The sequence below is a fragment of the Mammaliicoccus sp. JADD-157 genome (genome assembly GCF_049310805.1).
GTDB lineage: Bacteria > Bacillota > Bacilli > Staphylococcales > Staphylococcaceae > Mammaliicoccus > Mammaliicoccus lentus.
Genome location: NZ_JBMOVZ010000003.1, coordinates 112,691 through 127,100, shown reverse-complemented (window position 1 = coordinate 127,100; position 14,410 = coordinate 112,691). Strand labels below are relative to the sequence as shown.

Here is a 14,410-nt window from a genome sequence, read left to right as displayed (position 1 = left end):
CCTTTTCTTATAAATTTATGTATAATAAGAACTATTAGATATTTTTAAGGAGGATTTAACATGGGAGCTTTTGATGTAGACTATAATAAAATAACTGAGCGAACAGAGTTTCCTTATGAAATAGAGGTTACACATCATACATGGATTGAAATGACTGATGGTGTTCGATTGTCAGCAAAAATATGGCAACCAAAAAAGTCAGGAACAACTAAAGGTGCTGTGCTAGAGTACTTACCTTATAGAAAAGATGAGTTCACTGCTTTACGAGATGAAATAAGACATAAATATTTTGCTGGATTTGGATATACGGCAATTAGAGTGGATATAAGAGGAACAGGTGACTCTGAAGGTATTATTGAAGATGAATATCCTAAACAAGAACAAGATGATGCAATTGATATTATTAAATGGATTGAATCTCAAGACTGGTCTAATGGTTCAGTTGCAATGATTGGTAAGTCTTGGGGTGGCTTCAATGGTTTACAAGTAGCCGCTAGACAACCGGAAGCTTTAAAGACAATCATATCTTTATGTTCAACAGATGATCGATATGCTGATGATGTTCATTATAAAGGTGGTACAATGATGGCATCAGATATGCTTTGGTGGGCATCAACTATGTTTGCTTACAATGCAAGACCAGCTTTCCCTAAATATTTTGGAGAGAACTGGTATGACAATTGGATAGAAAGATTAGAACAAACACCACCTTTTGTAGATGAATGGGTCAAACATCAAACAAGAGATGAATATTGGAAACACGGTTCTATTAATGAAGATTATACACAAATTCAAATTCCAGTCTTAACAATGAGTGGTTGGGCTGATGGTTATACGAATGCTGTATTTCGTTTGATGAAACATTTAGACGTACCTAAAAAGGCGATTATCGGACCATGGGCACATGAGTTTCCAGACGTAGCTATTCCAGGACCTCAATTTGGTTATTTACAAGAAGTCGTTTCTTGGTTAGATAAGTGGATGGGTGATAAACAAACTGAAAATCATCGTGATGAATTTTTAGTATATTTACAAGATAGTGTTGAACCTAAAACAACTTATGATTATCGAGAAGGTAAGTGGTTAAACTTACTAAATGAAGAAATTACGACGAAAAATTTATTCGCTGGTACGACGAGAGAAATTCAATTAAAGAATAAACAACAACATGGATTATATTCAGGAGTATTTTGTCCATTCGGTCAAGACGGTGACTTACCAGACGACCAAACAATTGATAATGCTTTAGCTAATTCATTAATGTTGGATATGTATGGCGATACTTTAAATATTATGGGTCAACCAGTAGCAAAATTACGCGTTAAGTCAGATTGTAAAGAAGCAAATATACATATTCGCTTAACAGATGTGCATCCAGATGGATCAAAAACACTTGTTACTATGGGACATTTCAATTTAAACCATTATAAGAGTAATGAATTCCCTGAAGATTTACCAGTAGACGAGTATATAGATGTAGAAGTACCTTTAGATGTTATTGGTTATCAAATACCAGAGGGCCACATGGTTGAAGTTTCTATCGCACCAACATATTGGCCACAAATTTGGCCGAGCAAAGAAATTGTTAAATTAGATGTTGATTTAGAACATTCTAAACTAGATATACCATTAGTGCGTGAGTTCACAGAAGTTAAACTAGAACATGAATTTTCAGAAACAGCCAAACCATTAGAAAAGATTATTCATAGAGATGGTTCAAGAACTAGAGATATAACGAAAAGGTTAACAACGAATGAATGGATACTATCAGACTACTCAGATGAAGGCTTGAGAACACTGAAAGATAGTAATATCACTTACGGTACAGAAAATATGAACGTGTATACAATAAAAGAAGATGATCCACTTTCAGCAAAAGTACAATGCGACTGGAAAGTAATATTGAAAGATGATGACATTGATACAGAAGTTGAAACATACAGCACTATGTCATGTGACGCCGAATACTATTACTTAAGAAATGAAGTAATTGCATATAACGATGGTGAACAATGCTTTACGAAGACATGGGAAAATAAAATTAAACGAAATTATACTTAAACAAACACAAAATAATTCTCCTAACCCGTTGGATTTTTAATTAACGGATTAGGAGAATTTTTTCATATGTGATTTCGAAAGTGAGGGTTTGTACGAGTACAGCTAACCATTAATTAATATATCGGTAAGCCATAAGTTCTTGTAACATTCTTATTTCTTCTTGTAGTTTGGCACCGATGTTAGTGTCGCGTACTTTTTTACGTTCGAGTTCTTCGTCTACAACACGTCTGACAGACAGTTCATCTGCGCCGTTCAGAAGTACGTTTTCTTTTGTGCCAAAGTGTTTATGCGCCACTAGTTGCATGCCGAATGAGTTATAAAGTAATGTATAGCCAGCGATACCTGTCGTTGATTGGTACGCTTTTGAAAAGCCACCATCGATAACAATCATCTTACCATCTGCTTTGATTGGGTTTTCACCGTCTATTTCTTTAACTGGTGTATGACCATTTATGATGCGTCCTTGTTCTGGGTCTAAACCAAAGTCTTGTAACATGTTACGACACATTTGACTGTCTTCTCTTAAGTAATAGTAAGGATTTTTTTCTTCCTTGTGCGAAGCTTTATCTTTAATGAAATATCTTTCAAAAGTAGTCATGGCACGCTTTCCAAATAATGAAGAATATTTACCTGTCCATAAGTACCAAATCAAGTCTGTTGATAAATCATCTGTTTGTTCTTTATTTGCGAATGAAACTCTAATGTGTTGTTCGAATTGATCGAGTAATTCGCGACCATTATACATTTCACCGTCGATTTCCATTTCTTCCATTTTTCCATTTTCATCTACTGGAATGCATCCATGTATTAATAAATTACCATTATATCTTAAGTATAAGTTTCCTTTTTTCATTAAGAAGTTCATATGACGTTTTAATTTTTCAGACTCTTGTACTGATAATAGAAGTTTATTAATCACTTCTTCTTCTTCTTTGCTTAATTGTGCAGGATTATTACGATCTACAGTTTCAAAGCATGTATTTTCAAGAGGATAAGTTTTGCCGTAAATCGTAACTTCATTGTTATAGTAATCTACTTTTTCTAACATAAGGCGTTCTTCCATATCGAATGAAGGTCTACGTTTAATAATAGGGCTTTCTAATTTGAATTGTATAATTGCGATAGCTTGATGTATCTTCGTTATTTGTAATTTTTCTTCTGCGGATATTGCTTTGTCTGCATGTTCTTTTGGATGAAAGGCAGAATTATCTTTATAATATTTTTCAGCTAAATTGACTAATGGACGTAAATTAATACCGTACGCATCTTCTATAATGTCCAAGTTATCGTAACGCGCACAAATTCTTAAAATATTTGCTAAACATACTTTTGAACCTGCATAAGCACCTATCCAAAGTACGTCATGGTTGCCCCATTGAATATCAACTGAATGATAATTAATTAATGTTTCCATAATTTTATCTGGGTCTGGACCACGATCATAAATGTCACCGACCACATGTAAGTGATCCACGACTAAACGTTGTGTTGTATATGCTAGACCGATAATTAATTTATCTGATTGTCCAAGTGAGATGATTTTTTGAATGATTGTTTCATAGTAAGTAGTTTTATTATTATAAACGTTACTTTTATACAGTAGTTCTTCAATTATGTATACAAACTGTTTAGGTAAAGCTTTACGAACTTTTGAACGTGTATACTTACTTGAAGCGTAAGAAATCAATTCAATCATTTGTTGGATTGTTTCAATGTACCATTCGTTTAATGCTTCTTTAGATGAAAATTGATTTTTAATTAATTTAAGTTTTTCTTCAGGATAATAAACTAAGGCAGCAAGACTGCTGATTTCATCTTCAGAAAGTCTATCTTTAAAAATATCATTAATTTTAGCTCTTACGTTACCAGATCCATTTCGGAGCACATGTTGGAAAGCGTGGTATTCACCATGTAAATCACTAACAAAGTGTTCTGTACCTTTTGGTAATTCCATTATAGATTCTAAATTTATGATTTCAGTTGCTACTTTCTCTTCAGCATCAAATTTTTCTGCTAATAAGTCTAAATATTTTTCTTTTACATGTTGATTGATGTTCTCTGTCATTCTAGTCACTCCGTTCGTATAATTGATGAGTTAAAACTTTAAATAATAGACATCATTTGAGATATAGTATAACACATTAAATAATTTGATATTAAGATTTATACTCACGATATTTAGGGTATAAACATAATGAAATGGAGGTTGATTAAGGTGAGTTGTGATATCAATAGAATTTATGAAGATTACGATAAAGACAATGTTAGAGTGCTTGTCGATAGAGTATGGCCACGTGGCATCTCTAAAGAAAAGGCAAATCTAGACCATTGGATAAAAGAAATAGCACCATCTGATTCACTGAGAAAATGCTTCGGACATGACCCGGAAAAATTTGATTCATTTAAGAAAAAATATAAAGAAGAACTTAAATCAGGTGAACAAAAAGAAGCACTCGATCAACTCAAAGACATTTATAAAGAAAATAACGGTAATGTTGTATTATTATATGGTGCGAAGGATGAAAAACATAATCAAGCAGTAGTTCTAAAAGAATTTCTAGATCATCAATAATCAATAAACACCCTCTAATGTATTGTATTAATCTATACATTAGAGGGTGTTATATTTATTGTATTGATTTTCGTAAGTTATGATATAGCGTTTCGGCTTCTTCTAAATGTGAAACACCATGTACATTCATACGCCCATCTGCAAAAAATGTCATCTTATAATCTTTGAATGAAATCAATTTGACGTAATCATTTTCTTTCAAAACATCACCTGGGAAATAATGTGCTAAGTTAAATGTCTTTTCTTTAAATCTAAATAAAAATGCATCTCCGCACAACGCTTCTATTGATGACATATGTTGCTTATCCAGGGTGTTGTAATGACCATGTACACAAACAGGGCATTGTTGATTTTTCAGCATATCTATTTGAGTACTACGTGTATTCATTTCGAAACAATCTAATGTTATAAGTTTCTTAGAAAATCCTTTTCCAGCAATATATCGTAATACTTCGGATACTTCAAAGCTTGCTACTTGAGTAACGACAGGTGGTAATACACCGTTTATAGCACAACTTTCTCCTGTTTCTGGAACATTCTCTAAAATGCACTTTAAACACGGTCCTTCGAAATCAATTGCGTATACTGTTCCTTTACTCCCGACAGCTGCACCATAAACCCAAGGGAGTTGTAGTTTATGACATACTTCGTTAATTAAAAAGCGTATATCAAAATGATCCATACCATCTACTATAATATCTGGTTGATATTGTTGAATAACTTCTTCAATATTAGACGGTGTCAGCTCTTTATTCACAGCATTTAACGTTACATGTTGATTAATTTTATTGATTTTATCGCGTAAAGCGACAACTTTAGGTCGCATATTATAAGCATCTGTTTCATCATATAAAGCTTGTCTATGAAGATTAGAGATTTCTACTATGTCCATATCAATAACTGTTAAATGATGTGCTCCAGCTCTTGCAAGTTGCTCAGCAACGTGACTACCTAATGCGCCTGCACCCATAATCATTATCTTAGCTGTTTGTAATTGATGCTGACCATTTTCACCAAATGGTTGGAACTTTGTTTGTCTATCATAGCGATCCATTATAGAAAACCTAAACCTTCAGTAGGGCTAGATGCTTGTGCAGTATATTTTACTGGAATTCTACCCGCTTCATAACTTAATCGCCCAGCATCAATGCCTAATCTCATTGCTTCAGCCATTTTTACAGGGTCTTTAGCACTGGAAATAGCAGTATTTAATAGGATTGCATCAGCACCTAGTTCCATCGCATAACAAGCATCTTTTGGAGAACCAATTCCAGCGTCAACAATGACAGGCACTTCAGATTGCTCAATAATATATCGCAAATTAAGTGGATTATTTATGCCTCTACCAGTACCGATAGGAGAAGCTAAAGGCATAATAGCGTGTACGCCAAGTTCTTCTAAACGTTTAGCTAGTACTACATCACATGAAATGTATGGACACACGATATAACCTTTCTCTAATAAAATTTCACAAGCTTTATAAGTTTCTATTGGGTCAGGTAGCAGTGTTTTGTCATCTCCAATTACTTCGACTTTAATCATGTTACAAAGGCCTGCATGTTGTGCGATTTCAGCTATACGCACAGCTTCTTCTGCAGTATGTGCACCGGCAGTGTTAGGGAATGTAACAAACTGTTTTAAATCAACATTAGCTAATGGGTTTGGCAATGATTTATCATATAAATTCATTCTTCTCACAGCGAACGTTAATACATCAGTTTGTGACGCTTTAATCGCTTCTGATTGTGTTTTTTCATCTTCAAATTTCCCTGTTCCTAATAATAATCTTGAGTTTAATTCATATGGTCCTATTTTTAACATTTTATCCGCCTCCAACAAATTCTAGTAATTCTAGTTGATCTGATTCTCTAACAATTGTTTCGTTGAAATTTTCCTTTTTAATCAGTGATCCATTGAATTCTACGATGATTCTTTCTTGGTCTAATTCAAGGGATGATAATACCTCTGTAACAGGTAAATCTTGTTCAAAATTAAATTCATCTCCATTGATAATACATTTCATAATTCAACACTCCTTTTTGCTTTAAATCTTTCTAATATAGGCGGTGCATGATTATTGATAATCCATTCGGACATTAACTTACCAATAATAGGTGAGAGGAGTATGCCATTACGATAATGTCCAGTGACGAGAAATAGTCCGTCATCAGATTCGTCCATGATTGGCCATTCATTTTCAGTGTAAGGTCTGATGCCAGACCACTTATGAATAACATTGCTTGATTTTAAAGCTGGAACATACTGCGCTGCTTCATTAAACAACCAGCTTTCACCTTCTTTAGAAGTGCCTACTGAAAAGTCATTCATATAACTAGTAGCGCCAACAAGAAATCTATTTTTAGCTTTAGGTATGATGTAACAACCATTGGTCATAAATAAAGTTTGTTTTAAATCTACTTGCTCATTTTCTAATAGAAGAACTTCTCCTTTAACACCAGTTATTTGAGATGCGACAGTTGAGTCATTAATTAATTCATGACTCCAAGCACCCCCAGCTATTACAACTTTTTTAGCTTGAAGCACATCATGGGAAGTTTCGATATTGTAATAATCACGTTGCTTAGTTATGTTTGTAACTTCTGTTTTATAAAATCGTTCAACTCCTTTATTGGTAATAGATTCAAGCAATGCCTTTGTATATTTAGAAGCATTGATTTGTCCATCATCTGGTATATAAATTGCTTGGTTATGAAAATCTATATAACCATTGGATAAGCTTTGCAATGAAGATTTATCGAGCGCTTTTACATGTTCATCATGCTGACTTAAAAAAGTATACTGTTTATTTAAATGAGCAATATCATTAATATTAGAAGCCATCTTAATTAATCCATGTGATACAAATTCGATATCGATATTAGTCTCATCGTATAAATCTTCAGCTAAATCTTTGAAGTAACGTCGAGAATGTATAGCGAGTTCATATAAAGGTGAATAATTTTCAAATTCATTTTGAGCGCCCAGCATGCCACCAGCTTTATAAGAAGCATGTAATCCTGGTACATCTCTATCAACAACTGCTATTGAACTATTTGATTTATCGGAAAGAGCGCGTGCAATAGACATACCGATGACGCCAGACCCTACAATTAGAACGTCATACATAAGATTCCCACTCCTTTCTTAATGATTTAATGGCAGAATTTCCAGCATTTCTAAAGAAAGAAATCGCACATACACCTTGAAAACCTTTTGGCAGCTTTTGTATTGTATGCTCATCAATTCCGCCTATAGCGAAAATAGGTATATCGATTGAAAGTACATTTTTAATCTCTTCTAAAGACCTAGGTTTTGCTCCTTGCTTTGAAGAAGATTCAAAGACATGACCAAAAAATACAAAATCCAAATTGTTCTTTTGGGCTTTTGTCACGGTCTCAATGTTGTGAGTAGACATACTTACTGAAATGTCTGGATGTTGTTTTTTAAATAAAAAAGCTTTTGCATCATTTTCTTTAAAATGTACATACTTTAAATCAAAAGTTGCTACTAATGAAGTATGTGTGTGCAACATTATTTTATTTTTTGGAAAACCGTGTGTTATTAAATAGTCGATGGTTGCAAATAAGTTTTGATGATTCATAGGTGTTCTTAACAACAGTAAATCTATATGTTCTGATATTTCGATGTAATGATTTAAATCTTCTTTTGTTAAAATTTGATAAGGTGTTATTGCGATAAACAATTGAATCACTCCAAATAAAAAAGCGCTATTTTTCTTAGTAGAAAAATAGCGCAAATTAGCTTCAATAGGTACGCCACTTTCCTACGCCAGTACGAACTGGATCAGGTTCTGGGAATCCTAAAGTCACTACTTCAGTCTCAGCCTTTGATAAAGGCACTTCCAGTGGTCATTTATTTAATTATTAATGTCATTGTACAATTAAAATGGAAATTATTCAAATTGAATAAATAAAAATTATAATTTAACTGGTCCTCCAGGTCCTACTGGAAGGCCTAATAAGAACCATATAAGCATGATTACGGTCCAAACGACACCGATAATAATACTGTAAGGTAATAAGTGTGCGATTAAAGTACCGAGTTTAATATTTTTATCATACCTTTGTGCGATGGTTAATAAGAATGGTAAATACGGAATCATTGGCGTAATAGGGTTTGTAATAGAATCGCCTATACGATAAACCATTTGTGTGAATGCCGGATGATAGCCTAATGTAGCAAACATCGGTATAAAAATTGGTGCTAATATAGCCCATTTTGCTGAAGCGCTACCCATAAAGATATTAATAACAGACGTTAATATAATCAACCCAATAATCAAAATAACGCCGTTTTGGTTTTTCAACAATTCTGCCCCATTAATAGCCATCACTTTGCCAATATTACTCCAATCAAAATAAGCTAATAATTGAGCTGCAAAGAAGATAACTATAATAAAACTACCCATATCTGACATGCTATTTGTCATTAATCTGCCTATATCTTTTGTAGACACAATACTGCGACTCATATATCCATATACTAAACCAGGAATAATAAAGACTAGAAGAAGAATGACTCCAAAGCCATCCATTAATGGAGACTCAACTAAAATACTGCCAGTATCATTATTTCTTAAAATACTATTTTGAGGTATAAGTATAACGACAATAAATAATAAAAATACAATGACTGAGATATTCGCATATGTTAATGCTTTTTTCGCACGTTGGTTGAATGTTTTTACAGACTCAGCATGCAATTTATCAATTTGGCTATTTTGAAAACTAGGAATCGTAAACTTCTTAGCTACATAGAAAATGATAGGGGTTAAAAGAAATGTTGAAATAGCTGTGAAATACCAGTTCATTGCAATATTAATAGAAGCTTCCCCAGAGAATAATTTTAATGCAGATTGAGTAAATGAAAATGCTAGAGCATCATCTAAACCGATTAATAAATTAGCTCCATAACCAACTTCTACTGCAGCATAACTAATCACTAAACCTGCAATAGGATGATAACCCATCTTTATAAATATAACTGCTGTTAAGACAGGCATAATCATTGGTGCCACACCACCAGCAGCATTTCCCAAAATAGATATAAAAATTAAAAAAGGTATAACAAACTTTTGAGGTGTTTTATCAACAACGCTATTAAGTAAATGTTCGAAATATCCTGTTTTCTCAGCAATTCCCATACCTATCATTACAACAAGAACCATGCCTAAAGCAGGGAATGTTGCAAAGTTTGTAATTGTTTCAGAAAGAATTTTTTGAATGCCTGAAACGCTAAGTAAATTTGTAATATGTATCGTCTTACCATTGGTAGGGTCTGTAGCTGTTACATTTAAAACAGATAATAATGAAGAAAGTAGTAACATTATTAAACACAAGCTGAAGAATAAAATACTCGGATCGGGTAATCTATTGCCAACTTTTTCTACTCTATCTATAATTCTCAAGAATATATTCCGAAAAACGGCCATTCTATCACTCCTTATCTATAAAATCAGAAAATTCTAACAAGGCATTATTATACCAGTGTTAGTAACATTTATATAGTGCATGATAGGAAAAATATTTAGCAATGTTAAAGAATTATCAACCTTAAAATTTAAATTTGTATAAATATGTAAAAAAGGTTAAAGAATTAACTTTTACAAAAAAATTATATGATTAAACATGAATAAAAACAAAAATAATAAAAAATTACCTTGACATTGATAATCATTATCAATTAAATTAAAGGTTGGAAGGTAAGTTTTATAAAATTAAAAAAAGGAGGTATATTATGCAATTCACAAAGAAAGTTTTAAGTTTTTGTCTTATAGCTTTACTAATGATATCGACAGTTTTAAGTACAAAGGCATTTGCTGATACGAAAGATGGTACTTATGACGTGGATTATACTGTCCTAAAGGATGGTACTTCAGATGTGTCGATTGCAAATGATTATTTTAATAAGCCAGGGAAACTTGTAGTCAAAAATGGCGAGAAACATTTACAGTTGACGATGAATCACAGTCACTGGATTAAAGGCATAACGGTAGATGGTTCATCAGAAGAAGTAGTAAGCGAGGATAAATCAGGGGATGTGAGAACATCAAACTTCAAAGTTAAATCATCTTCAGGAAAAATTAATGGCACTATTACTGTTTACATTAATGAAGAAGTAGATGGCAAACCATTCTTATATGACAATAAATATAAAATCATATTTGATGTCAAAGAACCATCTGGTGCAAGCAGTGATCAAGGTCAAGCAACTACAACACCTGCAAAGAAAGATGACTCAACATCAGGAACAGCAACAAGCAAATCTACAGATAAAAATACTAATTCAACGGGAACTACTACAGCATCTACAACTAAAGATGTGAAGAACCCACAAACAAGCGCTGGAACACCTGCAGTAATCTTTACCCTTCCAATTTTCGCAGGCTTAATCCTTGTCGTAACGTTTGTGTTTAGTAGAAAAATGAAACGAGGTCATAATTAATGAAGAAAGGTGTTAAGTCACTATTAGCTTTTTCATTAATATTCTCAACGTTTTCTTATACATCATATGAGCCGCAAAGCCATACAGCTGTGAACAAAGCTAAAGCAGCGGAAACAACAACGTCAGAAAAAGAGAATATAACGATTGATTACACTGTAAGCAAAGATACATCAGATGAAGTTTCTTATATGGACCAATATATGGAAAAACCAGCAAAAGTTTCATTTGAAAATGGTGAAACTTATGTTGAGATGACATTAAAAAGTGCTTCATATTGGAAATCATTCGAATTATTAGATGGTGCAGACCCTATTGATGTTCAAACAGTAAGTGAAGATAAAGATTCAGATACAAAAGTTATAAAGTTCAAAGTTAAACCTGGAACTAAAAAGCTAACTTCTAAAGTACACATTGTTGTACCAGCTGTTAATTATGATAATAAATACACAACTTATGTGAATTTTAAAGAAGCAATACCTGAAGCTCCAACAAGTACGGAGCAACCAAGTCCAGAGGAACCAGAAGATTCTAAAGATAAAAACTATCTAGAAGATTATACAGATTTAAATGTAGATTTATCATCAGCTGAAGAACGTAATTTTACTGTTCTTAAAGAAGATGGTTCAAATACTTCATCGATGGATAGACAGATGGAAAAGCCAGGTGAAATAGCAAACGTAAACGGTCAAAAAATGTTTGTGACAACAATTACAAGTCAACAATTTTGGACAGATTTCCAAGTGAAAATTGGTGATAGTTATCAACGAGTAACTCCTATTTCAGTTGACGGTAATAAGAAAGTAGTCATGTTTCCTTTAGTAGATAATCAATATGTTTATGATGCAAAAGTGAGCATTAATGCACCTGGATTTGGAATAATGAAGCATGGTACACAGATTAAAATTGAAGAGCCAAGTACGGAAGAGCCGAGTACAGAAGAACCGAGTACAGAAGAACCGAGTACAGAAGAGCCAAGTACGGAAGAGCCGAGTACGGAAGAGCCGAGTACAGAAGAACCAAGTCCAGAGGAACCAAGTACTGATAAACCTTCTATAAACAAGCCAGAACAACCATCTGAAGATGATAACAAACCAATAACAAAAGAAGAAGTGCCAATTCCTGACGAAGTTAAAAAACCAACTGGGTCCAACCACGGTTCAACTAATCAAGAAAAGGCAACTTCAACGCTAGGGTACAACGTATATAAAGAAGGTTCAAGCGAAATATCTTATATGGACCAATATATGGAAAAACCAGCTCAAGTGTTACATGAGAATGGTAAAACGTACTTACAATTAACGTTGAAGAATGCATCGTATTGGAAGTCATTTGACTTGTATGACGGCAACAAAAAATTGAATGTTCAAACGGTATCTGAAGATAAATCTGCAGATACTAAAGTCATTAAATTTGAGGCTAAGCCAGGTACAAAATCTTTAACTTCTAAAGTTCATATTGTTGTATCAGCAATAGGTTATGACAATAAATATACAACAGAGATTAAATTTGATTCAGCAGTTCCTAAACCTGATGGAAGTAAAGCAGAAGATAGTAATGAAACAGATACCCCTACAACTAAACCTTCAGAGTCTAACACAGGTACAAGTATGGAACAATCACATCAAAAGTCAGATACGACAAAGAAACCAAAAGCTGAATCAGGTCAAATTACAAGAGATTATAAAGTCTATAAAGAAAAATCAAATGAAATATCTTATATGGACCAATATATGGTAAAACCAGCTCGTATTGTTGAAAAAGACGGTAAGCGTTATGTAGAAATAACTCTAAAGAGTGCGTCATATTGGAAGTCATTTGATTTATATGACAATGGTAAGAGAATTAATGTAGAAACTGTGTCAGAAGATAAGTCAGCTGATACAAAAGTTATTCGTTTTATAGAACCGAATAACTTAAAGGAATTAACTTCTAAAGTTCACATTATTGTACCAGCTATTAATTACGATAATCATTACACAACACGCATTGTGTTTGATAAAGAAGTGACAAATGGCAAAGGTGCAATAAGTGGACAAAATAATGAAGCAGGATCATCTGACAGTAGCACTGGTGGATCAAGTCATTCTGATAATGGTAATACAACAGGTGGTTCTAATGGTACGACTGATAGTGGTTCAAGTACAAATGATGGTGGTTTAAGTTCTAGTAATACTGGAACAAATGCAATGTCAGGAACAGCTTCAAATGCAAGTTCAGGTAATAGCGCTACAAGTGCAACTGATAAATCAAACCCAGCGTTTGATCGTAATGCAGATGGCAGTTCTAAAGATGGTGCTAATAACATGAAACTCATCAATCCATCTACAAGTAGCAATGAAGATATCATGACTTACGCACTTATTTTTGGTGGAGCAGTACTATTATTAGCAGGATCATTTTTCATTGCTAGAAAGCGTGCTACGAAATGAAATTAAAGTCATTATTGAGTGTTTTACTAGCTTGTATTTGTTTACTTTCAGCTTGTAACTTCAGTTTAGAAAAGCCAACAGAAAGTAAACAAGGAAATGATGATTTTCGCATTGTGCCAACTACAGTCGCATTAACTGAAACATTAGATGCTCTTGACCTTGATATCGTAGGTAAACCGACGAGTTATAAAGATCTACCTAAGCGATATAAAGATGTCCCAGAAGTAGGGCAACCAAAAAAACCAAATGTTGAAGTTGTTAAATCATTAAACCCAACTCATGTTTTAACTGTTACAACAATTAAATCAGAGATGGAGCCATTTTATAAGCAGCTCAATATGGAAGGGACTTATTACGATTACGATAGCCTAAATGGTATGAAAAAATCCATCACAGAAATGGGCGAAACTTTTAATCGTAAGAAAGAAGCTAAAGCATTGAATAAGAAATTTGAAGATGCTGAAGCAGAAATTACTGCAAAAATTCAAGGTAAAAAACGTCCGAAAGTATTAATTCTAATGGGTGTGTCTGGAAGTTATCTTGTGGCAACTGAAAAATCTTACATTGGTGATTTAGTTAAAATTGCTGGAGGAGAAAATGTTATTCAAGATGAATCAAGAGGCTATTTAGCATCTAATACTGAAGAATTATATAACGTCAATCCTGATATTATTTTACGTTTACCACATGGTTTTCCTGACCAAGTGAAAGAAATGTTTAAAAAGGAATTTGAAACGAATGATATTTGGAAACATTTTGATGCAGTCAAGCATGATAAAGTTTATGACTTAGAAGAAATACCATTTGGCATTACAGCCAGTATTAAAGCTGATGATGCAATGATTCAGCTTTATGACATTTTTTATAATAAGTAAAGAGGTTA

Annotated in this window: 12 protein-coding genes and 1 riboswitch; of the genes, 5 read left to right on the top strand and 7 right to left on the bottom strand. The window is 33.3% G+C overall.

Annotation, left to right across the window (positions count from 1 at the left end):
* Positions 1 to 60 precede the first annotated feature (60 nt).
* On the top strand, positions 61 to 2,061 hold the full coding sequence (locus ACO6VN_RS09840) for a CocE/NonD family hydrolase (protein ID WP_422404596.1): 2,001 nt from the start codon (positions 61 to 63) through the stop codon (positions 2,059 to 2,061).
* A 109-nt stretch (positions 2,062 to 2,170) separates the two neighbouring features.
* On the opposite strand, the gene ACO6VN_RS09835 is transcribed toward ACO6VN_RS09840, so the two are convergent.
* Positions 2,171 to 4,126 carry a fructose-1,6-bisphosphatase gene (locus ACO6VN_RS09835; protein ID WP_422404595.1) on the bottom strand — a complete coding sequence of 652 codons (1,956 nt, stop codon included), beginning with the start codon at positions 4,124 to 4,126 and terminating at the stop codon, positions 2,171 to 2,173.
* Positions 4,127 to 4,276: 150 nt separating this feature from the next.
* Between ACO6VN_RS09835 and ACO6VN_RS09830 the strand changes: the two genes are divergently transcribed.
* A complete protein-coding gene (locus ACO6VN_RS09830) occupies positions 4,277 to 4,633 on the top strand; it encodes a DUF488 domain-containing protein (protein ID WP_422404594.1) in 357 nt (118 codons plus the stop codon).
* A gap of 55 nt (positions 4,634 to 4,688) precedes the next feature.
* Here the strand turns inward: ACO6VN_RS09830 and ACO6VN_RS09825 are convergent, their stop codons facing one another.
* From ACO6VN_RS09825 to ACO6VN_RS09800, 6 genes are all read right to left on the bottom strand, one after another.
* Positions 4,689 to 5,687 carry a ThiF family adenylyltransferase gene (locus ACO6VN_RS09825; protein ID WP_194200506.1) on the bottom strand — a complete coding sequence of 333 codons (999 nt, stop codon included), beginning with the start codon at positions 5,685 to 5,687 and terminating at the stop codon, positions 4,689 to 4,691.
* Positions 5,687 to 6,454 (bottom strand): thiazole synthase, encoded by a 768-nt coding sequence (locus tag ACO6VN_RS09820; protein ID WP_135021670.1) that lies wholly within the window; start codon positions 6,452 to 6,454, stop codon positions 5,687 to 5,689. Before ACO6VN_RS09820 ends, ACO6VN_RS09825 begins: the two co-directional genes overlap by 1 nt.
* Position 6,455: 1 nt before the next feature.
* Complete coding sequence (thiS, locus tag ACO6VN_RS09815; RefSeq protein WP_016999530.1) at positions 6,456 to 6,656, bottom strand: sulfur carrier protein ThiS; 201 nt, start codon at positions 6,654 to 6,656, stop codon at positions 6,456 to 6,458.
* Entirely contained in the window at positions 6,653 to 7,759 is a 1,107-nt protein-coding gene (gene thiO, locus ACO6VN_RS09810; RefSeq protein WP_422404593.1) for a glycine oxidase ThiO, read from the bottom strand. The genes thiS and thiO overlap by 4 nt, the downstream gene beginning before the upstream one ends.
* Entirely contained in the window at positions 7,752 to 8,336 is a 585-nt protein-coding gene (locus ACO6VN_RS09805; protein WP_228064682.1) for a thiamine phosphate synthase, read from the bottom strand. The genes thiO and ACO6VN_RS09805 overlap by 8 nt, the downstream gene beginning before the upstream one ends.
* A gap of 61 nt (positions 8,337 to 8,397) precedes the next feature.
* Positions 8,398 to 8,507, bottom strand: a riboswitch (TPP riboswitch).
* A 63-nt stretch (positions 8,508 to 8,570) separates the two neighbouring features.
* On the bottom strand, positions 8,571 to 10,085 hold the full coding sequence (locus tag ACO6VN_RS09800; RefSeq protein ID WP_016999527.1) for an AbgT family transporter: 1,515 nt from the start codon (positions 10,083 to 10,085) through the stop codon (positions 8,571 to 8,573).
* A gap of 305 nt (positions 10,086 to 10,390) precedes the next feature.
* Here ACO6VN_RS09800 and isdC point away from each other — a divergent pair, with 305 nt between their 5' ends.
* Genes isdC through isdE form a run of 3 tightly spaced genes read left to right on the top strand, consistent with a single transcriptional unit; the run spans position 10,391 to position 14,402 of the window.
* Entirely contained in the window at positions 10,391 to 11,098 is a 708-nt protein-coding gene (gene isdC / locus ACO6VN_RS09795; protein ID WP_422404592.1) for a heme uptake protein IsdC, read from the top strand.
* Complete coding sequence (locus tag ACO6VN_RS09790) at positions 11,098 to 13,527, top strand: NEAT domain-containing protein (RefSeq protein ID WP_422404591.1); 2,430 nt, start codon at positions 11,098 to 11,100, stop codon at positions 13,525 to 13,527. The genes isdC and ACO6VN_RS09790 overlap by 1 nt, the downstream gene beginning before the upstream one ends.
* Positions 13,524 to 14,402, top strand: coding sequence for a heme ABC transporter substrate-binding protein IsdE (gene isdE, locus ACO6VN_RS09785; RefSeq protein WP_422404590.1), 879 nt, complete (start codon positions 13,524 to 13,526; stop codon positions 14,400 to 14,402). The genes ACO6VN_RS09790 and isdE overlap by 4 nt, the downstream gene beginning before the upstream one ends.
* The last annotated feature ends 8 nt before the right edge of the window (positions 14,403 to 14,410 follow it).